Source organism: Methanolobus sp. ZRKC2 (assembly GCF_045291185.1).
Taxonomy (GTDB): Archaea; Halobacteriota; Methanosarcinia; order Methanosarcinales; family Methanosarcinaceae; genus Methanolobus.
Genome location: NZ_CP146980.1, coordinates 1,532,371 through 1,559,027, shown reverse-complemented (window position 1 = coordinate 1,559,027; position 26,657 = coordinate 1,532,371). Strand labels below are relative to the sequence as shown.

The window sequence follows — 26,657 nt, the reverse complement described above, 5'->3', positions numbered from 1 at the left end:
TCTAATTAGTATATACCATTGTTCCTATTCCGGAGTCTGTGAATAGTTCCAGTAGTATGGAATGAGATATGCTTCCGTCGATAATGTGAACTTTTTCCACGCCGCTCTCAACAGCAGTTGCGGCACCCCTGAGTTTAGGAATCATGCCTCCTGAAATTACTCCTTCCTTCACAAGATGCTCTATTTCTTCTACTGTTACTCTTGATATGCGTGACGACCTGTCTTCTATGTCCCTGAGAAGTCCGGGCACATCGGTCATAAGGACAAGTTTCTTGGCTCCTATTGCAGCTGCAATATCGCCGGCTATTGTATCTGCATTGAGATTCAGGGCCTTTCCGGCCAGATCCGTGGCAATTGGTGATATTACTGGAATATAGCCTTCTTTTATGACAATGTTCAGTATCTCCGGGTTTATTATCTCAGTATCTCCGACCCATCCAAGATCAACTTCATGCTCGACACTTTCGATGACCACTTTCTGGGATGGTTTTTTCTTTGCGATAATCATCCTGCCATCTTTGCCGGAAAGTCCTATACCTTTGCCACCATGGCTGCCTATGAGTGAGACGATTTCAGTATTGATGTTACCGACAAGGACCATTCTTGCTATCTCCAGGGTTTCGTCGTCGGTTATGCGTAAACCACCTACGAATTCCGGTTTCTTGCCCATGCGTTCCATCTTTTCCGTGATCTCAGGTCCTCCTCCATGAACAATTATAGGATGGATGCCTACGTACCTGAGTAAGACAATATCCTGTACGATGTCGCTCATTATTTCAGGGTTGACCATGGCATGGCCACCTACTTTGATTACCATTGCGGAGTCATGGAATTCACGTATATAAGGAAGCGCTTCTATTAGCACGTTCTCTCTTTTGAGTGTCATGTTGCTGCCTGTGTTATTGCTGGGAACCGGAAGAAGAATGCAAATGCTCCAGTACCTGTAAGCTGATATAGATTATTTCTGCAACGATTTAAACTTGTTTGGCAAAATTATCGCCAAAGTAAAAAAAGAAACCCATTAACATGGGCTGTGAATGATCAGATCTTGTCCAGTTTTTCAATGCCTACTTTCTTTACGAATGGCTTGTTGATCTTGTCAGGCATCCAGTCAGGCTTGTTCTTTGGAGCTGCAACCATCTCTCTCCATCCCTTGAATATGTGGATCTTCTTTGTTCCACGCTCACGAAGCCTGATATCTTCTGGCTTTGATTTTGTTCCTTTTCCTCTGTTAGCTACCTTCAATGCTGCCTGACGTGGCTGCTTTCCGGTGAACACCCCATGTTCATTTCCTTTCTTGTCTCTTAACACAAAGTTTCTTGTTTCAGACATCTTGTCACCTCGTAATCATTATGCGATTACCACTGCTTATCGTATTTAGTAGATCAAGTATATATATTTTTCTTCTAATGTCGTCCTTTGTTCTTGATTTGCTGGAATAACAAAATTTTAGTGCCGGAAAATCCTCAAATGGAGGTGATTTTAGCATTTATTTTTACTGTAACTACATCATTTGAGCGCTATTGGGCAACAAGACAAGTTAACTTGATTTAATCTGCATACCTTCAAGTGCAATGCAGAGGCTTTTTGTATGGCTGAAATAAATATTTTTCTAGTTGCGGCAGTAAATTTCAGAGTTATATGCTCTTAACACAACATTTACATGCAATGAGTCCGTTTCAAGTGGTTATTATAATGTTAAAAAGCGCACTATACTTTTATTTTTAATTTGAGGTAATATCATGGAAGTTCCAGTTGTCAAACTACCGGATATACAGGCTAATAAGCCTCAAATCCCAATCAACCTTACCCGTGTAGGGGTTACTAACGTAAAGAAACTTGTTGAGGTCAAGAGAAAAGAAAAACGTCCTGTTGTTCTTATAGCTACGTTCGATATTTTCGTAGACCTTCCTTCTCATTTAAAAGGGGCAAACCTGTCGCGTAACTTCGAAGCAGTTGACGAGGTTCTTGAAAAAGCAGTCAATCTACCTGTTTATGAGATTGAGCAGCTGTGCAGCGATGTGGCGCAGAGTCTGCTGACGCGTCATGAATATGCAACCCGTGCAGAAGTGATCCTGAAAAGTGAATATGTTATAAAAAGAGAATCCCCTTCTACAAAAATGGAATGTCAGGAAGTAGTGGATATCTTTGCGGAAGCAATTGCATTGCGTGGGGAAGGGGAAAATATGGTTGTCAAAAAACTCATAGGTGCTGAAGTAGTCGGAATGACTGCTTGCCCCTGCGCGCAGGAAATAATGAGAGATAACGCCAAACAGGAGCTTGAAGCTATGGGGATCGACAATCAGAAGATTGCCGAATTCCTTCACAGGGTACCCATGGCAACCCATAACCAGCGTGGACGTGGCATAATCTCAATCGAAGTAGAAAATAATCAGTTCGTTTCCCTGGAAAAGATCATTGAGATCATTGAAAATTCCATGAGCTCAAGTGTTTTTGAGCTCCTCAAGCGTTCCGATGAGGCAATGGTTGTTCAGAGGGCCCATAACAATCCCAAGTTCGTGGAGGATTGTGTACGTACGATGGCGAAAAATGTCGTAAGGGAGTTCCCTTCGTTGGCTGACGAGGCCATCATAACTATAAAACAGGTTAACGAAGAAAGTATTCACAGGCACAATGCCTTTGCTGAAAGAGTTGCAACCCTCGGCGATCTTCGAAATGAAATCTCCAGGGAATAAAGATGGACAGGTATTAATCCTGTCTGTTCCATACTCCAGTACAGGAAAATGAGGAGTTAAATTGGCGGCCGAAACCGAGATTCTGACTGCTTCCGATATCAACGGGGAACCTATCACAGCCGGGAGTATTGTAAGGTACATAAATACCGGTACTGTGGGAAGAGTCACTGAAGTAAAAAAAGATGAAGAAGGTATATGGGCTTTAGTGGATAGCACAGGTCTTTATTATAAAGTCGAGACTCTTGTCATAACAGATGCCAGCGAGTTAAAAGAGGAAACCGAGACTACAGAGACAGCTTCTGCAGCAAAAGAATACATGCGCAGGTATGGTTCAGGTGGCTCGGATTCTGTTGATATAGGACAGGTTACAGGTGGAGGTTAATCCTCTCACCTGTTAACTTTTGATTCAGAGCGATCCTTCTTTTTCAAGCAGTGTCAGGGAACGTATCCATTCTCCTTTTGGTTCTCTTGACGTGCCCACTACAAGTCTTTTGAGGTTTCCTACCTGCTCTACCGTGCCGCTGGCTTCTATTACTTCGCCGGCAAGAGCCTGGCCTGCATAGGTATGTGTATAGGAAAGTACATGGTCAATTTCCTCATGCTCAACTATGTATACTGAAGGGCTGTCAAATGCGAGATCCGCATTCACGACCTTTGCTTCGATTTTCATTTTTCCAATATCTTCTCCCCTCTGAATGGACTCATTTATCTGTTCCCAGTCGCGCACAAAGAGAAGATCAAAATATGTTCCTTCAACCATTCCACGGTTGCCTTTTCTTTTCTCATGGAGGACGAACTCCTCGAAGCTGATCTCTGGAATACGCTTACGATATATCTTGTTCCACATATCCTCATCAATATCTTCTATGGGGCCATCTTCATTCTTTGCTTCCCTTATTGCATCCCGTGCCACGAACCAGTTTGCTCCGTATACGACAAAATCCACGTCAGAACCTTCATTTTGCAACCCAGGTAAGAACGAACCCGTGACTCCCATTTTGTCCGTTGGGACACCTGCTTTTTTAAGGGTGCTGACAATTGTATTAACACGGCTGTCAGACTTGGCAAGTTCTTCAATCACATCGTTTGGTCTAAGGACTTTTTTAATACTGTCTTCGGGAACCACATGTACATCCTCTACCCATTCGGGCCGGTTCTCGCGCATAAAATCAAAAGATACGTCAAAATCATATTTTTTGTAACGGATACCATTGAGTTCTCTTTCTCCGTTCTCATCCGGCACGTACCTTAAAGTTGACCTGATGCCGTGGGGATGGAAATAATCGGAAACTGCGAAAATCCAGTCATCTTCTGTTATAAGGAAGTCCCTTATCCTTGTTTTTATCATTGGTATCATCCTAAAGTGCTTTCCATGTTGGGTTTAATTAGATTGTATTAATGCATAAAAATAGTTTGCAACAATCCCGGTGTCTTTTCAAACGTGTTAAATATATCGGATTATATGAATAGGAGTGTATTTGTTCTGCACATGCTAATTTCAGGTGAATATTTTGGAACCCCTTGATGAATGGATAATAAGTCTTAGACGCCAATTCCATCGTGATCCGGAACTGAGTTTTAAGGAATACCGGACACAGAAAAAAATAATGTCTGTACTTGGTGATCTTGGTATCAGCTCCAGGAAAATAGCAGATTCAGGGGTTCTTGCTGATATCTCCGGGAAAGGGCCGGGCCCTTGCATAGCAATCCGTTCGGATATCGATGCCCTTGCAGCAACCGAAAAAACGACTGCATTAAATGAAACCTATATCTCCGGGAATCCGGGAGTTATGCATGCCTGCGGTCACGATGGTCATATGGCTATCGTGCTTGGGGTTTCCCGGCTTTTTCAGGAACAAAGGGATAAGTTCAATGGGACCGTTCGGTTGATATTCCAGCCTGCTGAGGAAGTTCCTCCCGGCGGAGCTGTAAGGGTTATAGAAGAAGGAGGCATTGAAGATGTGGATGCCATTATCGGTCTTCATATATTCGGTGACGTCGATTCGGGCAAAATAAACATACGCCCGGGTCCTTTCATGGCAAGCTCGAATCGCTTCACCGTTAAGATATTCGGGAAAGGCGGGCACCACTCAACACCTGAGTACTGCATCGATCCCATAAAAATGGCTTCTGAATTCATATGTTCTCTTAATTCCTTGATATCCCGGAAAGTACCTTCTTCGGACTATGTGCTTGGTTTTGGTACTATCAACAGCGGTAAGCAGTTCAACAGGACGCCGGATGAGATCGAACTAGTGGGCAGTTTCAGGACATTTGATGACAACGATATTGAGACCATAAAGTCCACGATGTCTTCACTTCTTGATTCTCTAATAGATTCTTACTCCTTGAAAGAACAGGGAGTAGTTCCTTCCTATGAGCTCAACGTCCAGTACGGGTATCCTGTTCTCTTCAACGATCCAGTCTTCACGAATGCTGCTTCAGAGATTCTCAAAAGCAGATTCCCTGATGTTAACTCCGAAGCCAGTGCAATATTCGGTGCGGAGGATTTTGCATATTACCTGAGAGAAGTGCCGGGAATGTATGCCATCATTGGAACAAGAAATCTGGAAAAGGGTATTGTGGAAGGGAATCACTCTTCCAGTTTTGATATCGATGAAGATGTACTAATCATTGGTGTTGAGTTACTTCACTCTGTTGCCTTTGAATTTCTGAAAAACCCGGGAGCCTATATTAAATGAAGATATTACTGTTTTCAGCTGTTCACTCTTCCGGGACAAAGTCATTTGTACTTGGTGTACTTGCAGATGAAGGATTCGCGTATGATCCTCTGAAGGACTTTGACCTCGATGACATAGGAGGCAATTATCTCCGTGCAGGTGGTGCATTTTTCATATCATTGCACGATGGTAAGGTCGTTGGGACATCTGCTGTGAGGTGTTTGGATTCGGATTCCTGTGAAATCAAGCGGTTATATGTAAAAAACGAATGTCGTGGAAAAGGCCTTGGTCTGGCTCTTTTCCGAAAGGCACTGGATTTTGCAGAACGGAACTATTCATCTATACAATTAAAGACAGACAGTTCTCTTGAAAAAGCTATATCGATGTATCTAAGGCATGATTTTATTGTTATAAAAGAAGAGAACGGAACAGTTTATTTTGAAAGATCCGTGTAGCTGCTCAGATAGTTTTCATCATTGCGACTTCGTCACAATTAGGGAACTTGGGACATTTTATACATCCTGTCCAGACTTTGTGTGGAAGTAGCTGTTTGTCTATCTTTTCAAATCCCTGCTTCTCAAAAAAAGGAATTGCATAAGTCAGTGTGAATACATTTTTGATACCAAGGTCCCTTGCTTCTTCAAGGCAGGCCTTTATCAGATCTGTGCCGATTCCCTGTTCTCTGTACTCTTCCTTCACAGCAAAGGACATCACTTCAGCCATATGCTCCCAGCTAACCTGAAGAGCACAGCATCCCACGATTTCATCATCTATCTCACAAATATAAAAACTACGAGTGAATTCATACAACTCGCTCAAAGAGCGCTGAAGCATCATTTCCTGTTTTGCATAATGGTCTATGATGCTTTTGATTTCTGGTATATCACTGACAGTAGCCTTTCTGATTGTCAATTATCGTTCTCCGGTAGTTATATAAAAGAAAAATAGCGAGCGTGAAGGGATTTGAACCCCCGGCTTGCAGCTTAGGAGGCTGCCGCCATATCCTGACTAGGCCACACGCTCATAACGCGGTACACTGTAATAGCATTCAGTATCTTAAACTTATTGGTGGTATTACCCTTTCACAGGTTTGAATTGACAGGATTATCACCTTGCTTTAAAACTTATATCTTCATGACTGCAGCATTTCCCCTGTTTTTTTAATGAACTCTTTGTTGACCGTGACATTCATGTCAATCCCGAGCATTTCCGGGGGGAATCCCAGAGCAAGTCCCAGAAGTTGAGTGTAATGAAGTACAGGTATGTTGTAATCTACTCCTGTTCTCTGTTTAATTTCATCCTGCCCGGCATCAAGCTGCATATGACAGAAAGGACATGCATTGACTATGCAATCTACTTCTGCTTCCTTGATTCTTGAGAGTTTGTGGTCAGCCATTTTCAGGGAATCATCCTTCAATGCAGAGCGTACCCCTCCGCCAGCTCCGCAGCATTCCATCTTGTCCGGGTAATCCACGCTTGTGGCTCCAAGGCATTCTATCAACTCATCGAAGAACTCAGGCCTCTCAAAAGCTCCAAGTCCTCTGCTTTTTGAAGGTTTCAGCAGATGGCAACCATAATGCACAGCTATCTTTAATTCCAGCGGCTTTTCAACGTGGGATTTGATATTTTCAGTTCCAATTTCCCTGTAAAGGTATTCAATAATATGCCTGACCTCGATGTTTCCTTTGAATTCCTTTCCTATCTTTGCAAGATGTTCATTGGTTTTTTCTCTCAGCAGCGTGTCGTTCTTGAGTATGTGATTTGCATCTGCCAATGAGGCAAAACAGCCATTGCATATGGTCAGTATATTGCGCTGCAGTTCTTCTGACAGTACTATGTTCCTGCTTGCAACGGCCAGCCAGGTAGGTTCATCGAATGACCTGAAAACGCCTGGTGCGGGGCAGCAGGAAGAACCTTCAAGGTCGCTGCAATCAATATCAAGTTTAGCCAGGCATAACCTCGTTGCAATTTCAATGCCAGGATATCTGTTTGGTATCAGGCAACCAAGGAAAAGTGTTAGTCCTTTCATGTTTCCCCGCTTTTTTCATCTTTTTTATCTACCACTCTGTTAAATTCACATGAATCAAGGAGTATTTTTACCTCTTCGAGTTCTTCGGGGTATTTATGGACGGTTTCAGGTAACTCATTGAGTCCGAGTTTTATCCTTCTTTTCCTGTTTTCTTCATCTATAGGAACAGCATGGCCATATTCCAGAAGAAGTTCACTGACTGTTATGTGCTCCGGATGCATGATTCCTTCGTGTGCTGCAATTGCTCTTATTTTAAGCATCGCATCCACAATATCTATGTTCCTGGGGCATCGTTCCTGGCAGTTATAGCAGGTCGTGCACATCCACAATTCTTCATCCTGCAGGATATTGGAATTCTTAGCAGCTTTCCTGACAAGCTTTCGGATGTTAAGGCTTGTATGCCTGCCCGAGGGGCAGCTTCCACTGCATACGCCGCATTGCATGCATTTGAATATATCCTTGCAGGCTTCTTTGACTTCATCCAAGAGTCCTGCATCATTTTGTGGTGTATTAAGCATTGTACTCACATTTTTGAGAGTCTTTGAGGAAACAAAATAATAGTTATCCGTATGTGTATTTTTTGCAAATTTGATAAATCTTCCGACAAAGGTGTTTCAAGGATATTTATCAGACGATTTCTGGAAGATAAGTGTGGATGAGATTGTTGATTTTGGGAAATTACGAAAGCCGGGTAAAAATGTTGAAGTGAACTCGTTGGCACGGAGGATGCGGTATTCCGGGTCATTTGATAAAGCATCAATTGTGCAGGTTTATTATTCATAGTGTCTCTTTCTTCCTTGGGGTGAAAGTAAGGGCAACTTGTATTCAAATCAACTAACCATTAATTTTATATATTAGCTAATAGGTAATGGGTTACTTATAACCTCTAGTGAATAAAGGAGTAATCAAAATGGTAAAAGCAAATCCAGTAACAAAGGAAGACGTGTTACAGGCTGTAACCGAGTGTGATGTTAAGTTTATAAGAACCCAATTCACCGATACCCTCGGCATGATAAAAAGCTGGGCAATCCCTGCAGAAGATCTTGAGGGTGCATTTGAAGACGGTGTAATGTTCGATGGTTCATCAATCGAAGGATTCACGAGGATCGAAGAATCCGACATGATTCTCAAACCGGACCCAACTACCTTCAGAGTACTCCCATGGAGACCAAAGGAAGGTGCAGTTGCACGTATTATTGGTGATGTATACAGGCCTAACTGTAAGCCATTCGAAGGCGACCCAAGATATGTCCTGAAGAAGGCTATAGCAAAAGCAGCAGAAATGGGATTCACAATGAACACAGGTCCCGAACTTGAGTTCTTCCTTTTCGAACTAGATGAGAAAGGCCATCCGACAACAAACCTCACAGACAAAGGGGGATATTTTGATTTTGCACCTCTTGACAAGGCACAGGATGTCAGAAGGGCTATCGACTTTGCTCTTGAGGAGATGGGTTTCAAACTGGAAGCTTCCCACCACGAGGTTGCTCCGTCACAACACGAAATCAACTTTAGATTCGGTGATGTTCTCACCACATGTGACAACATTGTGACATTCAAGTACGTTGTAAAGTCCATAGCAGCACACATGGGCTATTATGCAACATTCATGCCAAAGCCACTCTTCGGTGTAAACGGTTCAGGAATGCACTCCAACCAGTCACTCATGAGTAATGGGGAGAATGCATTCTACGATGAAAGCACCCCGGACCAGCTCTCAACAACTGCAAAACAGTACATTGCAGGTATCCTTGCACATATCCGTGAGTTTGCTGCAATCACAAACTCAACTGTCAACTCATACAAGAGGCTTGTTCCGGGATACGAGGCACCTATCTACTGTACCTGGTCCGCATCCAACCGCAGTTCCCTTATCAGGATCCCTGCATCAAGAGGTCTTGGTACAAGGGTAGAACTAAGATGTCCTGACCCGGCATGTAACCCATATCTTGCATTTGCAGCAATGCTCAGTTCAGGTCTTGACGGTATCCAGAATGAGATGGAAGCACCAGCACCTACTAATGTCAACATCTTCAACCTTACTGAAGAAGACAGGGCAGAAAGAGGTATTGAGTCTCTTCCAGGCAACCTTAAGGAGGCAATCGATCTCATGGCGGGTAGTGAGTTCATTAAGGAAGTAGTTGGAGATCACGTATTCGAAAACTATCTCAAAGCAAAGAATGCCCAGTGGGATGACTACAAGGCTCAGGTCCACCAGTGGGAGCTTGATACCTACCTTAGTACATTGTAAGGAGAAATTCCTTACTCCCAATTTATGAAAAATTCAATATATTAAATTGTATCTTTAGCCGGCAGTATTTTCCGGCTGCTAAAACGTGAATTAAGTTGTTCATGAAATTCGGGCTTTCCCTTTGTGAATTTTTGCATGGTTAAATTCATACCGGGTATATATCATGGCCCCCAGAATAAAATACTTATAGTGATCAACATGTGCGGAATTATAGGCGTAATCGATCGGAACATGGGCAGAATGGATGGCTCCAGCATTAAAAAGGCCCTTAGTCTGATGGATGAAAGAGGAAGTGGAGAAGGAGCCGGATATGTAGCCTATGGCATATATCCCGACTATGCAGATTGCTACGCTATCCACGTATTTTTTGATAATCTGCTTGAACCGAAGTCCCAGGTGGACAATATTCTGCAAAAATGGGGCAGAATAGTCCATCAGGAAGAGATCCCGACATATGAACAGCCGGATCTCAAAAGAGAACATATTCCCTGGAGATATTTTTTCAAACCTTATACTGATCTGATGGTGGGTACCACAGACCCTGATGATGATAACGTAAACCATCTCGTGATGACCATAAATTCAACTGTGGAAGGTGCTCTGGTCTTTTCATCCGGGATGAATCTTGGAGTCTTCAAGGCTTCAGGATGGCCTGAGGATGTGGCTAACTTCTACAGGATAGAGGACTACAAGGGCTACATCTGGCTTGCACACAACCGTTATCCTACCAATACATCCGGATGGTGGGGTGGAGCTCACCCGTTCAACCTGCTTGACTGGTCGGTTGTCCACAACGGTGAGATCACATCCTATGGTACTAACCGCCGCTATGTGGAAAGCAACGGTTACAAGTGTACGATGCTGACTGATACGGAAGTTGTGGCTTACCTTTTCGACCTTATCGGAAGAAGGCACGGTCTTCCTTCTGAGATGGTGGTTGAAGCTCTTGCTCCTCCTTTCTGGGATGAGATCGACGAGATGCCCGAGAAGAAGGAAGAATTCATGCGCACACTACGCCTTACATATGGCCCTGCACTGATGAATGGTCCCTTTGCAATAATTGTTGCCACAAAGGACGGAATTGTCGGTTTCACTGACAGGATAAAGCTGCGTCCGCTTATCGTAGGAGAGAACGGCTCACGCCTTTACATCTCCAGTGAAGAGGCAGCAATTCGTATAATGGACCCGGATGTGGAATCAATATACATGCCAAGAGCTGGTGAACCGGTTATCGGGAGGGTTTCACAATGAGTCTCGGAAGTGTTCCTCTCAAGTACAAGATAAGCATTGACCGTGACCAGTGTATGAAGTGTATGCGTTGTGTCGATAACTGCTCCTATGGTGTTTACCGGATTGAAGAAGACAAGATCATCATTGACTCCAGAAAGTGTACTGCATGCCACCGCTGTATCTCTATGTGTCCAAGGGACGCTATTATGCTTCAGGAAAGGCCAGTGGATTATCGCAGCCATCCACTCTGGACAGTAGAGGCACGTGAAGATGTCATTAACCAGGCACGTTCCGGAAAGATCATCCTGGCTGGAATGGGTAATGCGATTGATTATCCCATCATATTTGACAGGCTAGTACTGGATGCATGTCAGGTTACCAATCCAAGTATCGATCCTCTCAGGGAGCCAATGGAGCTGAGGACTTACATTGGAAAGAAACCTGCAAAACTCGAATTTACAAAAAACAATGGTGATATCGATCTTAAGACGAAGCTGACTCCCAACCTTAAGCTTGACACCCCGATTATGATCGGCCACATGAGTTATGGTGCCATTAGCCTTAACGCACAACTCAGTCTTGCAAAGGCAGTTGCAAAGACCGGAACTTTCATGGGAACCGGTGAGGGAGGAATGCATGAAGCAATCTATCCTTATCAGGACCATACGATTGTGCAGATCGCATCAGGACGTTTTGGTGTTGACATTAACTACCTTGAGCGTGGTGCGGCAATTGAGATTAAAGTAGGTCAGGGTGCAAAACCCGGAATAGGTGGTCACCTTCCGGGAGAGAAAGTATGTGACGATGTGTCCTGTACCCGTATGATTCCATTGGGTTCGGATGCTATCAGTCCTGCACCTCATCATGATATTTACAGTATAGAAGACCTTGCCCAGCTTGTGCGCAGTCTCAAGGAAGCGACAAATTGGGAGAAACCGGTCTTCGTGAAAATCGCCGCAGTGCATAACGTAGCCGCGATTGCCGCAGGTATCGCAAGATCATCGGCTGATGCTGTGGTAATTGACGGATTCCGTGGCGGTACTGGTGCGGCACCAAAGGTATTCAGGGACAATGTAGGTATTCCTATTGAAGCCGCTATTGCCGCAGTTGACCAGAAGCTCAACGACCAGGGAATCAGGAATGAGGTCTCTATCATAGCCAGTGGAGGTATCCGCAATAGTGGTGATCTGGCAAAGTCAATAGCACTCGGTGCCGATGCAGTCTATATTGGAACTGCATCGCTCATAGCACTGGGATGTCGCGTGTGTGGAAACTGTTATCGTGGGCTCTGTCCGTGGGGAATTGCTACCCAGAAGCCTGAACTTGTCGAGCGTATCGATCCTGAGACTGGCTCTGAACATGTTGCAAACCTCATCCACGCCTGGACGCTTGAACTGAGTGAACTTATGGGTGCTGCGGGTCTTAACAGCATTGAAAGTCTTCGCGGTAACCGTGAACGTCTGCGTGGCTACATGCTTGATGAAGGTCTGCTTGATGTGCTCAAAGTAGAATCCGTGGGGGCCTGATGATGGCGGAACCTTTAGTAATTGATGTAAAAGGTATGCATTACACTCCACTGAACAGGAAAATTCGTGAAGTAGTAGCTTCAGGTACAAAGGAGATAGTGCTCAATAACGTTCTGGGACAGCGTTTCATAGGTAACGGATTAAGAGGGGATGCGAAGATAACTATCAACGGAGTTCCCGGAGGAGACCTCGGAATGTTCATGAGTGGTCCGGAATTCGAGATTTTCGGCGATGCTGAACATGCTCCCGGCAATACAATGGATAGCGGAGCTTTGATCATTCACGGAAGTGCGGGTGATGCGGTGGCACACAGTATGCGTGGAGGAAAAGTTTTCGTAAAAGGAAATATCGGCTATCGTGGTGGCATTCACATGAAGGAGTATGAAGACAAGCGTCCCATACTTGCAGTAGGTGGTACATCCCACGCATTCCTCGGGGAATATATGGCTGGTGGTCTCATCCTTGTGCTTGGCATTGGTCAGGAACCAGCGGTCCTGGATCGTGGAATAGGAAGTGGCATACACGGTGGAGAGATTGTGATCAGAGGTGATGTCAGCGATAAACTGCTGGGTGTCGGAGCCATGAAAGTTAAATTTACTGAAGAAGACTTGGAAAGGTTAACTCCTGTAATTAAAGAATTCTGTGAAAAGTTTGGCATAGATGCTTCCGATTTCCTGGATACGAATTATTCAAGAATAATTCCTGCTAGCAGCAGGCCCTTTGCAGGTAAATACACATGGGAGTGATCAAAATGGCAGGTAAAAATTATCTAGATCTTAAGGCAGAAGTCTGGGATACCGGAAAGTGCGCAGCATGTGGTGCCTGCGTTGCTGTATGCCCGGCTGATGCTATATACTTTAAAACCGGTGAAGAATCAACCCGTCCTTTCAACAGTGGATATTGTAAGGATGTGAATGACGATGTACCCTGCGGTGCATGTTATGAAGTGTGTCCCAGACTCGATAGACAACCTTCTGAGGTCCTTGGCAATTATCTCGATATAGTGTCAGCAAAGGCATCATTTGAGATACCGGGAAAACAGAGTGGTGGTGCAGTCACGGCAATTCTTTCAAACGCATTGGAGCAGGGAATGATAGATGCGGTTGTAACTGTCGTGGAAGACCCATGGAGCCGGAAACCTTCCTCAGCAGTAATAACATCAGAAGAGGCACTTATACACCATGCGGGAAGCCGCTACAACTGGTGGGTACCATTGCTGGCATCCCTGAAAGAGGCTGCTGTCAAGCGTAAATACGTAAATATTGCTGTTGTGGGAGTTCCCTGTGTGGTACAGGCAATCCAACAGATGCGTGAGAGTGACCTTGACCTCATCAGGCCCTTCAGGAAATATATTCGTCTTGTTGTGGGTCTATTCTGTACGGAAACTTTTGACTATGAGAAGCTTGTACAGGACAAGCTGATCTCGGAGAAGCATATCGATCCCTTGGACATCATCCATTTCGATGTGAAAGGTAAACTGGAAATATCTCTTAAGGATGGCTCAATGGCTGTCATTTCCCTCAAGGAAGTAGATGACTGTGTACGTCCCGGGTGTAAGATATGTACGGATTTTACAGCACTGAATTCCGATTTTTCCGCAGGCTCAGTAGGAAGCCCGCAGGGTTCTACAACTCTGGTCATTCGGAATCAGGTAGGCAGGCAATTTGTTAACAGTGCTGTAGAGCATGGCAAATTGACGCTGGAGAAGAACACAGATCTGGAATCCATTGAAAAGCTTTCTGCAAAGAAAATTGAGAGGATGCCAGAGGAGTAATCTGAAAAGAAATCACATTTATGGGCACGATACCTATACACTTCCTCTATTCTTCCTAACCATGCGATAGGTATCGTGTCCGGACTTTTTCAATGTTCAAAGCGATCAGGCATGGCAATAAAGTCTTAATGCCACACAATCGCTATGAAAGTAATTTTGTGATGTTTTTCAGGGGAAAATCTCTCTTATCGAGAGCATTATCTTATATGATTGTTTTGCAGATTTCTGCTGTTGACAATTTCTTTCTGTAGTTGAAAGTATTGATTCCTTCTCCCCTGTCGTTCAGGATTATCGAATAGACTCTATAACCAAGCTTCTCATAGAATCTCATTGCTTTTTTGTTACCCGACCACGTACAAAGGTATATAGTCCTAAAACCCTTACCAACCAGTTTTTCCTCAAGCTTTGCATATAGCAGCTCACCGATTCCATTCTTACGGCAGGAAGGATGTGTTGCAAAGAAATTGATGTATGCACCGTCTTCTCTCTTCCATTTTTCAGTGCAGCCTACCATTGCAACGAATCCCTGCAGTTGATCGGATATGTCTGGATATCTGAGTTGTGCGACAAGGTAGTTTGCATCAGGGGTTGCAAGGGAATTCTCAACTCTCTCACATATTCCTCCCCCTCTCTGTGACAGGGGAGGGTAAAAATCATTGTCTACAAGTTCAATAAAGCGGGAGACTGTATCGAAGTCTTTCCTCGTAGTCTCCCGTATAACTATACCTTTTTTCATTTAAAATGCATTAAGGTATCTTTTGACTTCCCATTCATGAACCTGTTTCCTGTAGTCGTCCCACTCGGCTTTTGCAAGCCTGAGGATATTATCATGTACATGGGCTCCGAGTTTTTCCCTTAGCAATTCATCTTTTTCCAGGTATTCGGCACTTTCGCTGATAGTAGTTGGAAGTGTCTCAATGGACCTTTCCTTAAGTTGTTGCGGTGTCATGTCGAACACGTTCTGGTCCATTATCCTTGGTGGTTCCTTCATGTTCTTTATGCCTTCAATACCTGCTGCAAGTATAGCCGCAAAGGTCAGGTAAGGATTGCATGAAGGGTCGGGGCTTCGGAGTTCAGTTCTGGTACTGTTTCCTCTTGCTGAAGGTATACGTACCAGGGAACTGCGGTTTGCACCGGACCATGTAATATAGACAGGTGCTTCATAACCCGGTATGAGTCTCTTGTATGAATTCACAAGCGGGTTTGAAATACAGGAGATAGCTTTTATGTGGTCCAGAATCCCTGCAATAAAATACCTTGCATCATCACTGATTTCCATATCCGCATCAGGATCATAGAAAGCATTTTTCCCGTCCTTTGAAAGTGAAAGGTTAATGTGCATTCCTGACCCGTTCTCAGCAGCAATAGGCTTTGGCATGAAAGTGGCATGCAACCCGTGTGTTTTTGCGATTGTCCTTGTGACATACTTGAAAGTCACTACATTATCGGCCGTAGTAAGAGCATCATCGTACTTGAAGTCGATTTCATGCTGCCCGAAGGCAACTTCATGGTGAGAGGCTTCTATGTCAAAATTAAGGTCCGTCAGTGTAAGGACGATATCCCTTCTGATGTCCTCTGCCAGATCGGTAGGAGCGAATTCGAAGTAACGACCATAGTCGTTGGGGATTGTTGTAGCCTTGCCATTCTCTTTTGTGAAAAGGAAGAACTCGAGTTCAGGTCCTACGTTGAACTGGAATCCCATCTCTTCAGCTTCTTTTATCATCTTTTTAAGTACATAGCGCGGATCGGCCTCGAACTCTTTTCCGTCCGGCAGGTATATGTCGCATATCATTCTGGCAACGACACCTTTTTCATTTCCCCAGGGGAGAATTGCAAAAGTTTTCGTGTCAGGCTTGAGTACCATATCAGACTCATCTATCCTGACCATTCCTTCGACGGATGAGCCGTCAAAGGAGATTCCTACAGTCAATGCCTTCTCTATTTGTGTGACCGGGATTTCAACATCCTTAACTATTCCCTGAATATCAGTGAATTGCAATCGTATGAACTTTACATTGTGTGTCTCAATAGATTTGATGACATCGTCTTTATTGTTGATTATCATTCAATCGCCTACTGTGCTTCCTCTAATTCCTGGCAGTCCATGCAAAACTGCGGTTGAATATTATTTGAAGATAGAGTTATACCTTCCTGTCGGAAGATGAAGTTTGATTTTATTTCAAAATACAATTTTGAATATTTTAGTCAAGAGCTGCTTGCTTTATTTATATTGAAGTAGAGTTCAGCTATTTCTATTGAAAGATTGATCATCATAGCTGGAAAAGGAAATATTCAGACAAATTTTATACTTATGTCTTTCATATCATTCCTTGCAGAAACATTAATGATGAGTGGTGTAAGTGACTCCAGCATCGCGGAAGCATCAAGTGGTCCGACATCAAGAGGTCTCATCTTTGATATGTCTCTTACAAGCCCGAAGGCTACTTCCTTTGAGTATTCGGAATTACCACAGACTCCTATGTCATAATCAAGTTCCAGTTCAAGTTTTGCAAGTTTTTTCGCAGGGACCGTGTGGAAAGCGGAAACCAGTTCTGTCCCTTCCGGTAACATCTTTTCGATTTCCTGTGCTGCACTTCCTGCTTCAGGCATTGTAAAACAGAAATATTCGGCGTTGAACTGGTCACTTGTGATAGGTATGGTACGAGGTTGGGCATTCGGGCTGATGTAGCACATATTCTTTTCCATGGGCACGACAACACTGACGAATATTTGCTTATCAATCACAGGAGTTATCAGGTCTATTAAAGATTGAAGCTGGTTGTACCTGATAGCAATAACTACTATTTCAGCTTCCTTTGTTGCCTCCTTATTGTCTCTGCCTGTGATATGTGCATCATATCCATGACTTTTGAGGACTGCACTGTACTCGGCAGCGAACTCCTCGGCTTTTTCAGTATTTCTGGATCCGACAATTATTTCATGTTTTCGGCCCCAACGAAGTGCAAAGCCCCTACCTATATGGCCCGTACCTCCAAGTATCGCTATTTTCATGCCCGTTCTCCATTCCGGTCTTGATCATTACCTTCAAATTAATTAATCAATGCTCTTGATTCTTTTATGATTGACCTGTAAGTACTGCGTTAATCAGTGTCATGCTATTTATAGTATTCTTCATTTCCCTTTGATTCGGGGTTTTGGAACCGAGGCCTGAAAATATTCAATAAAAAAAGAAATCAATGTTTTTCACATTTTAATGTTCTGATATATTAATAAGAACAATTGAAATAAGAATAATAATTTAGTATTTTATTGGAACAGTGACATGATCTTGTTGATAAGATCGCTTAACATGCTATTGTTCTCGCCTTCCGTTTCAGATTGCTGTTCCTCTTCTGCATCTTCCATTCCGTTTATCCCTTTTCCTTCAGAACCTCTTTTTCCTCCGCCCATTCCATTTTCCATTAGGGCTTCCTTGATCTCTTCAGGGCTTTCTTCGATCAAGGTCATGAGTGTGCTCCTTATTTCATAGACAGCTTCATCCTCTTCCGCACTTTCGAGTTCTGATTTCAATGTTTCCAGCTGTTCCAGGAGATCATCTATGGAATCGTTAAGTTCATTGCCATCAGTTTCTGACTGTAGTGATTCGAGTGATTCTATGTTCCTGTCGATCATCTCAAGACTTTTCTCTTTAATATCCTCCACATCGATGGGAGGTATTTCTTCCTTTGTATTGTTACTATCAATGGCATATGCTCCCTGTGCTGTCAGGCTTAGCAGAATCAACATAATTGTAAACGGTAACGTAATTTTTCTGTCCAGTAATTTCATAGAAAATCCCCATAGTTTTTTATTCATAGTTAAGATAGGGTCAGCGACCCTATCTCGCAGTTGGTTGGCATTAAACGAAAAGGTCTTCTTAATCAATCCTTTCTAATGAAAAGGATTGTTTGATCAGTTCTCTTCTGCTTCCTCCATTGGTCCCATATGGTGTGGGATTCTTTTTCTGTTGTTCTCAGGGGCAGGGATATTCTCTCTGACAGTTTCCATTATCTGGAAAATGCTTTTCTTCATCTCTTTAAGGTCATCAAGTGTGAGGTCTTCATTATCAAGACTTGCTTTGATGTCTTCAAGCTGGCTTATAATAGACTCTATATCATCACTTGTCAGTTCCTCGAAATTTTCAGGATCAATGCTTTCAAGCATCTTGATTCTTCTGTCTATTGACTCTGCAATCCTTTCCTTTACAAATTCTATTTCTTCCTCTTCTGTCTCAAATACCGGCTTTTCCATTCTGTGTTCTGGCCTTTTCATCTCAGCCATGATTTCCTTCAGCTCTTCAAGAGTTGATGCATTGTTCACTTCTTCTATCAATGTCTCAAGTTCAGCTATTTTCTCTTCAACTGATTCCTCAGTTACATTCTCATTTGTTGTCTCATTGAAGTTCTGAAGCCTTTCAATCTTTTTCTCTGTCACTTCAGTTATCCTTCCCTTCATAAACTCCAGTTCTTCTTCTTCAGTTTCAAATTCCGGTCTTTTCATCTCAGCCATGATTTCCTTCAACTCTTCAAGAGTTGATGCATTGTTTACTTCTTCAATCAATGTCTCAAGTTCAGCTATTTTCTCTTCAACTGATTCCTCAGTTACATTCTCATTTGCTGTCTCATCTAAGTTCTGAAGTCTTTCAATCCTTCTTTCGGTTGCTTCAGTTATCCTTTCCTTCATAAACTCCAGTTCTTCTTCCTCTGTTTCAAATTCCGGTTTTTCCATTCCATGTCCATTTCTCAATGGCCCCTTTTCCCTGAAATGGCATTCCGGTGAAAGCATATATGTTCCGTTGCTATCCGTGTCAGTTGTGTTAACCACTGCGCCGGATGGTACTATACTAAGTACCATAAGCATCAGTGAAAAACAGGCCAGAACCTTTTTTCCTTGTAGTTTCATTCTCTTTTTCCTCCTTTTACATTGGCTATACATTTGCCATAACCTGGTGGCTTGCTTGTGTGTACCATGCTGTTGTGGCAATCGTTCCATTAGCAGGCTCAAATATAAGGATACTTGTAAAAATATGGCTTACAAAGACTTTAATTGGAAAATTAAATCTTGAAAAAAGGTTTGTTAAGTTTTTAAAAGATAATACGCTCTATAAAAACCATTTAATCTTAATTAAGCTCTTTTGACTATAGTTCTGAAAAATCCCAATTTTCCTATTTAGCCATCAAGGTAACAATTATTGGGCTCTATGGTCCAACAAACAAATCAAAAAGCTCTAAAGTAATTCCTTATAGAAAAAAAGCTACTATTTTCTGTTAAATGCTATTTTTTGTCACTATAAAGCTTTAATTAGTTTTAAAATCTCTATTTGCCTTTCAAAGATTCACTAAATATACTCATTGTTTCTTGTGTCTTTCAAGTATGTTTATATTCAAAAGAGCCCATCATACAGAAACAGGCCAATCAGTTTATCAGAAAGTAAAAACGGAGCAATACTGCAAAAGATGTGATTATTAATGAAAAGGACACCAGTCATACTTTTGATGTTCCTTATTTCCCTTGTTGTAATATCGGCTTTTGTTGGTGCCGACAATAGTGACAATGATCCCTGGGAAAGAAGAGGGGATGGTCCTATGTCTGTTATTTCACCCAACCCCGCACGTGAATTTGATAAAAATCCATCAGGAAACTTCTTGAAGCTACCCTTCCACGCTAATGATGTGAAATTCCTTGAAGACAATATAGAAAAGTCAGAGATAATTTCCCTGCGTCTTAATGATACAGTACGCCGGATGAAGGCAGAAGGTAATGATGTTGAGAAATTGGAGAAACTTCTGGAAGAATATAATTTGCTCGTTGAAGATTCGAAGATGTATCTTGAAATGGCAAATGTACCGGATAATGTGACTCAGGCAGACATCACCGGATCAGAATCCAAATACTCCGAGGAGGAGCAAAAGTATCTGGAAGAATCAAGGAAGAGCATCATCCGGGCCAATCTTTTGCTCAGGGATATTTTCCATGAGTTCAGGCCATACCTTGCACCCCATGTCAGGATACCTGACAATGGTAATTTGTCTGCAGAAGGAAAAGGTACTGTTATCCTTTCAGGTGATCTTGATGTGGAAATATCCCTTTCGGAGGGAAGAATTTCTTATGTGGACTTTGAGAATGACTTGTCCATTGAAGCGGAAGAGACAACAGAGCCTGAAATAATTCGTATGCCGGATATGAAACGAGAGATAGTATCATACGAGAATCTGAACGGTAACATAACTCTGTCTGGTTCCGGTTTTATTATGGAGCTCACAGGAGAGAATATCTCTCTGGATGCAACAGGAACAGGTAAAGCAGAACTTTTCGGTAACGGAACTTATTTCATCGGCAATGATAGCATTCCTGGAAAAAAGCATATCTGGGTCTCTCCGTTATTTGAGAATAATTGATATAGCAGTAAGCAATTGTGTGATGTGAATGAAGTTCATACACTACATAAGTTGCCTCGCCATTTTGATTTCTATGTCAGGACTTTCCGGTGCGACGGGAATCGCAACGGTACATGGCGTTGCCTACGAATGGAGTACCTTTGAGCCGCTTGACAATGCTATAGTAGAGGTTAATTCTACTCCCTCCCAGTCAATAGTAGCGAAATACGGTGTTTATTCCTTTGAACTTCCTAGCGGTAGCTATATGATAACAGCAAAATATTATCAGGATGGTACTCTTTCACATTACGCTGAAGAGGAAATTACTGTTTCTGATGATGGTAACTATGTAGTTGACTTGCTACTTCTGCCTTCTTATAGTGACTCTTCTGAAATTGAGTCCACGATGGTTAATGCAAATGGCATTGAAGGAAACTCAGAAACAATGTCAGAGGCAAAGAGCGGCAATCTGCTTGCAGGCGCTTCAATTGTGGGAATTCTGGTTTTAGCTCTTCTACTCTATCAGGTGCGTTTTAAGACCCGCACATTTTTCCCAAAATCAAAACCCGGGAAAAAGAAACATATTGCAAATGAAGAGTTGCAAACCAAAGCTGTCGATGAAAATGATGATAAAAGTATACTTCCCGAGGCCACAACAGTATCTTTCGATATTGATATTCCGGTAACAGAATCCGAACCGGATGTCAACTCCCTGGAAACAGTTCAGGAAGATGTTTCGGATACCTCCCCGGAATCTGTTCCCAAGGATTTGCAGGAAATACTGGATATTCTCGAATCACAAGGCGGAAGAATGACGCAAAAGGATATGCGTAGCCGTCTTAAATACTCTGAGGGAAAAGTCAGTCTCATGCTTCTGGATCTTGAAAAGAGGGGAAAAATCCAGAAATACAAAAAGGGAAGAGGCAACATTCTCTTTCTTGTAGATGATGAGTAATGGGCTTTCTCCTTGAATTCATATATTTTTTAATAATTTTCTAGATAATGATAGATTCTCATTTGGTGTATTCAGAATATTCTTCTCATTTTTGACTAACTATCCTTTATATGGGGTTTGATAAGGATTTAATTGCTAAAAAAAGGTTTACCAGTCATATTCGTAGATTTAAAAGCTTTATTTTTATTTTATATCTCCATTTTGGTCTTTTCCTGTAAGTATGCTTTTATTTAAAACTGCAAATTGGGAAATTGTCTGGCAGAACATTGCCGGATCATCAACCACCCCCAAAAGTGGCACCCGTATCACCAGACAAAATGATCTGATCCGGGGCGCCACAAATACCACCAACGTACATCCAGCAGCTCGTTTAAGGGGCATCTACTATCCACGATGCCTCTTATCGAGTAAAAGGAGACAGGATATGAAAGACACATTCAAGCAACTCACTGAACTTCATACACAATCCAAAAGTTCGTCAGAATCCTATGTTGCACAGGAGCTGATCCGTAAACTTACGCCGGAACAGATGGATCGTCTGTTGAGCATTTCCTCACATAAGGAACAGAAACAGGATTTTCGCTGGAAAATATGAGGCATTGTAATGGACGAAAATCACAGTAATTTAGTGACCACTGAAGGCTCTTCGGACAAAGCAGCTCCCCTTATGAGGTTAACTGATGTCTGGAAAATATACAGGATGGGTGAGGTCGAATTTGCGGCTTTGAAAAATGTTGATCTGGAGATTCTCCATGGTGAATTTGTCGTTATACTCGGCCCCAGTGGAAGCGGGAAAAGTACAATGATGAACCTCCTGGGCTGCCTGGACCTTCCAAGCAAAGGCATTGTGGAATTGAATAACAGGGATATTTCCAGAATGCAAGAATCAGAACTAGCCCAGATCAGAGGTCAGCTTATAGGTTTTATTTTCCAGCAATTCAACCTGATTCCTACATTGAATACAATCGAAAATGTGATGCTTCCTCTTGAATTCCAGGAAGCTGATCCGGATTTGTCCTGGAAAAGGGCGGAAGAGTTGCTTAATGTCGTTAGTCTCTCTGATAAAAAGTACAACCTCCCCTCCCAGTTGTCCGGTGGGCAGAGGCAGAGAGTTGCAATTGCAAGGTCTCTGGCAGTTGATCCCAAGGTCATCCTCGCTGATGAACCAACGGGGAACCTGGATAGCGAAACCGGAAATTACATTCTTGAATTCTTGAGTGATCTCCATCAAAAAGAGGGTAAAACTATCATTATGATTACCCACGACCCGGATCTTACACGGTATGCAGATCGTGTGGTCCACATCAAAGACGGAATGGTAGACAGTATAGAGATAAAAAACCGTGAAGCAATGTGATAAAAATGAAAAAAATTTTGTTATTGACACTAATATTAATCCTCTCATTAAGCACAGCATCAGCAGCCATGTCTGCCAGCGCATCAGGTGTAGAGCTGGATCTGATGACCCAGAGCCCAAACCCGGCAAGACCCGGTGAAACAGTTGAACTTACTTTCAGTGTGAGGAATATAGGAAACGAGGACCTGGCAGATGTGGCAATTGAGATAGAACCTGAGTATCCTTTCTCTCAGCTATCGGGAGAATCCCTGACAAAAACCATATCTTTCCTTGAAGCCCGTCAGGACGAGGAAGATGCAACTCTTGTCAAATTCAAACTGAAGGTTGATGCAGACGTTGCGGAAGACATCTATGAAATAGATGTACTTGTCAGTGACAGTGAAAGTGACTCAACTATGTCTACAACAGTTGATGTGGATATACAGGGTAAGGAGTATGCCCAGATTGTCACTATAAGTGAATCCTATATCGATGTTGCAACCGTTGAACCCATGGAATTCGTTATTACGAACACAGGCAGTTCTCCGCTAAAGAATATGGCTGTTTCATGGGATGAATCTACAGGTACTATTCTGCCCGTATACTCATCCAATACCAAATACATAAGTTACCTTGATGTCGGTGAATCAGTGTCAGTGGAATATTCCTTAATGTCTGATGTGAATGCTGTCCCGGGATTGTATCAGCTTGATATCACTCTTGAATTTGAGGACTATGATTCCAACACCAACACCATAGAAACCAGGGCAGGTTTGTTTGTAGGAGGCAATACGGATTTCGACCTCAGTTATTCTGAGAGCGATGTGGGTGAAGTGTCCCTTTCCCTTGCAAATGTAGGTAACAACGAAGCTTATTCTGTCAAGGTTTCAATACCGGAGCAGGACAATTTCCTGGCTACAGGGAGTACTTCAACAATAGTCGGTAACCTTGAAAAGGGAGACTATACCATCACATCATTCGCCATATCCCAGGCAGGCTCAACGACTTCCGCAGAAAAAGATTCTTCCGGTATCGCACAGGCACGCTCCGACTTTTCAGAGATGACAGATGAGGAGAAGGCAGCGATGAAAGAGGGAATGTCTTCCAGAAACGAACTTCTTGTTCTTATCGAGTATACTGATTCTACAGGCCAGAGACTTTCAGTTGAAAAGTCGGTTCAGGTAGAAGAGCTGACCGGTGGGACCACAGCAGCAGGCGTGGGTCCGGGAAGAAAACAACAATCATCCGGAAACAATTACCTGTTGTATGGTGCTGTGCTTCTGGTAGCCCTGGTTGTGGCTTTCAATTACAGAAAGAGGAAGATGCTCAAAGAAGGTAATTACGAGCCTCTCAGTGTCCAGTTCAGAAACCTGAAAAGGAATGTATTGAAACAGGAGAAGCAATGAGGCGAAGTACCTATCTTAAGCTTGCTACAAATATCCTGGTTCACAGTAAGATCAGAAGCTGGCTCACCATAATAGGTATTGTCATAGGTGTAGGTTCAGTTGTTACTATCATGGCACTTAGTGACAGTATGGAAGCAGATATGGAAGAGAGATTTGCCGATATGGACCTTACATCAATAACGATCACCCCGGGTTACACCAAGGCCCAGTCAGGTTTTGGTAAATTTGGTCCCGGAGGAGGGGGAGGAGGTGGTTCATCTTCTTCCGACGCGGAACTGACCGATAAGGATATCATGGCCATAAAACTGGTCGAGAATGTGGATTACATTTATGGTAAGATATCCGACAGCGGTATGGAAGTCTATTTCATGGGTGAAACTGCGGATCTTTCAGTGACAGGTGTTGATCCCCAGGTATGGCAGTACACTGTGACATATGATCTGGATTCCGGCAGATTGCTGGATACCACTGATAACAATGCAGTGGTCATAGGTTACAGGATAGCCCATGAAATGTTCGATGAGGAAGTCGGTTTGAACCGTGTGCTTACAATCGAAGGCAAATCTTACAGAGTAGTAGGTATACTGGCAGATGGTGAAAGCGATAATTCTATCATCATGCCGATAGATTCGGCTGTGGAGATCATCGAAGATGCGGAGGATGATGTCTATGATTCCATAGTCGTAAAAGCGGATGATGTCGATAATGTAGAGACAGTGGTGGGTGCTGTCGAAGAGAAACTCATGATCTCCAGGCATGTTATTAATGACGATGACAGGGATTTCACGGTATCTGATTCTCTTTCATCGGCCGAATCCGCAAGTGAGATGATGGATTCAATGACCCTTTTCCTGGGAGCCATAGCAGGTGTATCCCTTGTGGTCGGTTCTGTAGGAATTGCAAACACAATGTTTACATCTGTACTGGAAAAGACAAGAGAGATCGGTACCATGAAGGCCATAGGAGCTAAGAACAGGGATATTCTCATGATTTTCCTTGTAAATTCCGCACTTGTGGGCTTTGTGGGAGGTGTTCTCGGTATAATACTGAGTCTCGGATTATCCTCCATGCTGCCGTACCTTGGAATTTCAATGATGCGCTCATCCATGGGTTCCACTATTGCCCCCGAGCTTATGCTGCTGGGTATTTCCATAGCCGTTGGCATAGGAGTTCTTTCGGGTGTGATTCCGGCATACAATGCTTCCAAGATGAAGCCGGTGGATGCGTTGAGGTATGAATAAAGTCCCTTCCTGAGTAGGGAATCGTTTCACCTGAAGCGGTCTCCTGCTTCAGGTAGGACAATGGTAAGATTACTTGCACAGATGCCTGAAAGGATTAGTGAAAAAAGGAGTATATGTAACAAGATCGAGTGAAAAGCCTGTTCTTGAATAAATGAGGTGAGGATTATGAATAAGCCAGTAGTGTACTTGCTGTTATCAATGGTCGTATTATGTTCGGTCTATACAGCCCTTGGTGACGAAATTTTTGACGGAATATCAGGTAATTCGTCTCAGGTTGAATCACAGGGAGTTTCAGAAAGCTCCCAGAATAACAAAGCAGATTCCGGAACAATTTCTTCGGAAGGTCGCCATGCCTTTGCAAATCAAAGATCCGGTTCAATGGGGAATGCACCTATGTTCCGCAGCAATCGCCTGTTTGTTCCTGCAAATGTTCCCGCATATAATAAGGAAAAACAGATGGCTTATAACCCTCGGGTAGTTGTGAAGGATGAAGTACTTGACAGGAGCGAGCTTTCAGATTTCCTGAAGCAGAATACTCATGTTGTCAGGGGAATCTCGCATTTCCAGGAATATGTTACTCCATACGAGGATGCCATTCTGTCTTATCTTGAAGAGGAGGGACTGGATGACAAATATGAGATATACGAAAAAGCAGTTTCGTGGGTATGGGTCTCGGATATGACTCTTACCGGCAGGCAAGAATCCTGGCTGACTCCTTCGGAGTTCCTGTATGATTCCCCTGAATACACTTCCAACCCGCTTGAGGGAAGCATTGTGAGTGATTGTGAAGACCAGGCCAACGCACTTGCATCCCTGCTGATCGCATCTGGTGAATATGATGAGAGTTCCGTAAGGGTCGCCATAGGAGAGGTAAGTTTCGGAGATGTTGTAGGAGGCCATGCATGGGTAGAGGTTTATGAAGAAGGCCGATGGTTCCCTCTGGACGCCACTGTAGGGCCCTACTATGATGACAACAAGTCGGAACTTGTTGATTCTGATTCCTCGGAAACGGGTTACTATTACTTCAGGGATGAAGGATATTCTGTTCTGGAGATCTGGTATTACTACAACAATGAGTACTTCATTGACATTGGGAACCGTATTGGCAATGCACCTGATAACTGGATGAGCATATCATCCGGTTATTATTGATTT

28 protein-coding genes and 1 tRNA gene are annotated in these 26,657 nt (G+C 43.1%); 17 read left to right on the top strand and 12 right to left on the bottom strand.

What is annotated here, in order from left to right; translation table 11 throughout:
* Position 1 precedes the first annotated feature (1 nt).
* On the bottom strand, positions 2 to 886 hold the full coding sequence (gene argB / locus V7O62_RS07290) for an acetylglutamate kinase (RefSeq protein WP_406655592.1): 885 nt from the start codon (positions 884 to 886) through the stop codon (positions 2 to 4).
* A gap of 155 nt (positions 887 to 1,041) precedes the next feature.
* The gene (locus V7O62_RS07285; protein WP_406655591.1) at positions 1,042 to 1,332 is read right to left on the bottom strand and encodes a non-histone chromosomal MC1 family protein; all 291 of its coding nucleotides are present in this window, start codon (positions 1,330 to 1,332) and stop codon (positions 1,042 to 1,044) included.
* 410 nt (positions 1,333 to 1,742) lie between these two features.
* On the opposite strand from V7O62_RS07285, the gene mptA reads away from it, so the two are divergent.
* Both mptA and V7O62_RS07275 read left to right on the top strand, forming a co-directional pair.
* On the top strand, positions 1,743 to 2,696 hold the full coding sequence (gene mptA, locus V7O62_RS07280; protein ID WP_406655590.1) for a GTP cyclohydrolase MptA: 954 nt from the start codon (positions 1,743 to 1,745) through the stop codon (positions 2,694 to 2,696).
* A gap of 61 nt (positions 2,697 to 2,757) precedes the next feature.
* Entirely contained in the window at positions 2,758 to 3,078 is a 321-nt protein-coding gene (locus tag V7O62_RS07275; protein ID WP_406655589.1) for a DUF2098 domain-containing protein, read from the top strand.
* 24 nt (positions 3,079 to 3,102) lie between these two features.
* Here the strand turns inward: V7O62_RS07275 and V7O62_RS07270 are convergent, their stop codons facing one another.
* The gene (locus V7O62_RS07270) at positions 3,103 to 4,044 is read right to left on the bottom strand and encodes a nucleotidyltransferase domain-containing protein (protein WP_406655588.1); all 942 of its coding nucleotides are present in this window, start codon (positions 4,042 to 4,044) and stop codon (positions 3,103 to 3,105) included.
* Between the two features lie 154 nt (positions 4,045 to 4,198).
* Between V7O62_RS07270 and V7O62_RS07265 the strand changes: the two genes are divergently transcribed.
* Positions 4,199 to 5,398, top strand: a complete 1,200-nt coding sequence (locus V7O62_RS07265; protein WP_406655587.1) for a M20 family metallopeptidase — start codon at positions 4,199 to 4,201, stop codon at positions 5,396 to 5,398.
* Positions 5,395 to 5,832, top strand: coding sequence for a GNAT family N-acetyltransferase (locus V7O62_RS07260; protein WP_406655586.1), 438 nt, complete (start codon positions 5,395 to 5,397; stop codon positions 5,830 to 5,832). Before V7O62_RS07265 ends, V7O62_RS07260 begins: the two co-directional genes overlap by 4 nt.
* 4 nt (positions 5,833 to 5,836) lie before the next feature.
* On the opposite strand, the gene V7O62_RS07255 is transcribed toward V7O62_RS07260, so the two are convergent.
* From V7O62_RS07255 to hdrC, 4 genes are all read right to left on the bottom strand, one after another.
* A complete protein-coding gene (locus V7O62_RS07255) occupies positions 5,837 to 6,289 on the bottom strand; it encodes an N-acetyltransferase (RefSeq protein ID WP_406655585.1) in 453 nt (150 codons plus the stop codon).
* Positions 6,290 to 6,325: 36 nt separating this feature from the next.
* Positions 6,326 to 6,400, bottom strand: a tRNA-Arg gene (locus V7O62_RS07250).
* 109 nt (positions 6,401 to 6,509) lie between these two features.
* Entirely contained in the window at positions 6,510 to 7,406 is an 897-nt protein-coding gene (gene hdrB, locus V7O62_RS07245) for a CoB--CoM heterodisulfide reductase subunit B (RefSeq protein ID WP_406655584.1), read from the bottom strand.
* A complete protein-coding gene (gene hdrC / locus V7O62_RS07240) occupies positions 7,403 to 7,924 on the bottom strand; it encodes a CoB--CoM heterodisulfide reductase subunit C (RefSeq protein WP_406655583.1) in 522 nt (173 codons plus the stop codon). The genes hdrB and hdrC overlap by 4 nt, the downstream gene beginning before the upstream one ends.
* 392 nt (positions 7,925 to 8,316) lie before the next feature.
* Here hdrC and glnA point away from each other — a divergent pair, with 392 nt between their 5' ends.
* From glnA to V7O62_RS07215, 5 genes are all read left to right on the top strand, one after another.
* Positions 8,317 to 9,657 carry a type I glutamate--ammonia ligase gene (glnA, locus tag V7O62_RS07235; RefSeq protein ID WP_406655582.1) on the top strand — a complete coding sequence of 447 codons (1,341 nt, stop codon included), beginning with the start codon at positions 8,317 to 8,319 and terminating at the stop codon, positions 9,655 to 9,657.
* A 198-nt stretch (positions 9,658 to 9,855) separates the two neighbouring features.
* Positions 9,856 to 10,908, top strand: coding sequence for a glutamine amidotransferase family protein (locus V7O62_RS07230; protein ID WP_406658265.1), 1,053 nt, complete (start codon positions 9,856 to 9,858; stop codon positions 10,906 to 10,908).
* Positions 10,905 to 12,413: a glutamate synthase-related protein gene (locus V7O62_RS07225; protein WP_406655581.1), complete on the top strand. Its 1,509-nt coding sequence runs from the start codon at positions 10,905 to 10,907 to the stop codon at positions 12,411 to 12,413. The genes V7O62_RS07230 and V7O62_RS07225 overlap by 4 nt, the downstream gene beginning before the upstream one ends.
* Entirely contained in the window at positions 12,413 to 13,159 is a 747-nt protein-coding gene (locus V7O62_RS07220) for a hypothetical protein (protein WP_406655579.1), read from the top strand. Before V7O62_RS07225 ends, V7O62_RS07220 begins: the two co-directional genes overlap by 1 nt.
* 5 nt (positions 13,160 to 13,164) lie before the next feature.
* Positions 13,165 to 14,187 carry a Coenzyme F420 hydrogenase/dehydrogenase, beta subunit C-terminal domain gene (locus V7O62_RS07215; protein WP_406655578.1) on the top strand — a complete coding sequence of 341 codons (1,023 nt, stop codon included), beginning with the start codon at positions 13,165 to 13,167 and terminating at the stop codon, positions 14,185 to 14,187.
* Between the two features lie 202 nt (positions 14,188 to 14,389).
* On the opposite strand, the gene V7O62_RS07210 is transcribed toward V7O62_RS07215, so the two are convergent.
* The 5 genes from V7O62_RS07210 to V7O62_RS07190 form a co-directional block, all read right to left on the bottom strand.
* Positions 14,390 to 14,923 carry a GNAT family N-acetyltransferase gene (locus V7O62_RS07210; protein WP_406655577.1) on the bottom strand — a complete coding sequence of 178 codons (534 nt, stop codon included), beginning with the start codon at positions 14,921 to 14,923 and terminating at the stop codon, positions 14,390 to 14,392.
* Positions 14,924 to 16,252, bottom strand: a complete 1,329-nt coding sequence (locus V7O62_RS07205; RefSeq protein WP_406655576.1) for a glutamine synthetase family protein — start codon at positions 16,250 to 16,252, stop codon at positions 14,924 to 14,926.
* Between the two features lie 227 nt (positions 16,253 to 16,479).
* On the bottom strand, positions 16,480 to 17,199 hold the full coding sequence (locus V7O62_RS07200; RefSeq protein ID WP_406655575.1) for an NAD(P)-binding domain-containing protein: 720 nt from the start codon (positions 17,197 to 17,199) through the stop codon (positions 16,480 to 16,482).
* Between the two features lie 255 nt (positions 17,200 to 17,454).
* The gene (locus V7O62_RS07195) at positions 17,455 to 17,976 is read right to left on the bottom strand and encodes a hypothetical protein (RefSeq protein WP_406655574.1); all 522 of its coding nucleotides are present in this window, start codon (positions 17,974 to 17,976) and stop codon (positions 17,455 to 17,457) included.
* A 123-nt stretch (positions 17,977 to 18,099) separates the two neighbouring features.
* Positions 18,100 to 19,089 (bottom strand): hypothetical protein, encoded by a 990-nt coding sequence (locus V7O62_RS07190; protein ID WP_406655573.1) that lies wholly within the window; start codon positions 19,087 to 19,089, stop codon positions 18,100 to 18,102.
* 59 nt (positions 19,090 to 19,148) lie between these two features.
* On the opposite strand from V7O62_RS07190, the gene V7O62_RS07185 reads away from it, so the two are divergent.
* The 8 genes from V7O62_RS07185 to V7O62_RS07150 all read left to right on the top strand — a co-directional run bounded on the left by V7O62_RS07185 (position 19,149) and on the right by V7O62_RS07150 (position 26,654).
* Positions 19,149 to 19,325, top strand: a complete 177-nt coding sequence (locus V7O62_RS07185; protein WP_406655572.1) for a hypothetical protein — start codon at positions 19,149 to 19,151, stop codon at positions 19,323 to 19,325.
* A gap of 330 nt (positions 19,326 to 19,655) precedes the next feature.
* Positions 19,656 to 20,585 carry a hypothetical protein gene (locus tag V7O62_RS07180; protein ID WP_406655571.1) on the top strand — a complete coding sequence of 310 codons (930 nt, stop codon included), beginning with the start codon at positions 19,656 to 19,658 and terminating at the stop codon, positions 20,583 to 20,585.
* A 28-nt stretch (positions 20,586 to 20,613) separates the two neighbouring features.
* Complete coding sequence (locus V7O62_RS07175) at positions 20,614 to 21,519, top strand: helix-turn-helix transcriptional regulator (RefSeq protein WP_406655570.1); 906 nt, start codon at positions 20,614 to 20,616, stop codon at positions 21,517 to 21,519.
* A gap of 220 nt (positions 21,520 to 21,739) precedes the next feature.
* Positions 21,740 to 22,114 (top strand): hypothetical protein, encoded by a 375-nt coding sequence (locus V7O62_RS07170; RefSeq protein ID WP_406655569.1) that lies wholly within the window; start codon positions 21,740 to 21,742, stop codon positions 22,112 to 22,114.
* Positions 22,115 to 22,123: 9 nt separating this feature from the next.
* On the top strand, positions 22,124 to 22,876 hold the full coding sequence (locus tag V7O62_RS07165) for an ABC transporter ATP-binding protein (RefSeq protein ID WP_406655568.1): 753 nt from the start codon (positions 22,124 to 22,126) through the stop codon (positions 22,874 to 22,876).
* 5 nt (positions 22,877 to 22,881) lie between these two features.
* Positions 22,882 to 24,261, top strand: a complete 1,380-nt coding sequence (locus V7O62_RS07160) for a COG1361 S-layer family protein (protein ID WP_406655567.1) — start codon at positions 22,882 to 22,884, stop codon at positions 24,259 to 24,261.
* Positions 24,258 to 25,502 carry an ABC transporter permease gene (locus V7O62_RS07155; RefSeq protein WP_406655566.1) on the top strand — a complete coding sequence of 415 codons (1,245 nt, stop codon included), beginning with the start codon at positions 24,258 to 24,260 and terminating at the stop codon, positions 25,500 to 25,502. The genes V7O62_RS07160 and V7O62_RS07155 overlap by 4 nt, the downstream gene beginning before the upstream one ends.
* Positions 25,503 to 25,667: 165 nt before the next feature.
* A complete protein-coding gene (locus V7O62_RS07150; protein ID WP_406655565.1) occupies positions 25,668 to 26,654 on the top strand; it encodes a transglutaminase domain-containing protein in 987 nt (328 codons plus the stop codon).
* Positions 26,655 to 26,657 lie beyond the last annotated feature (3 nt).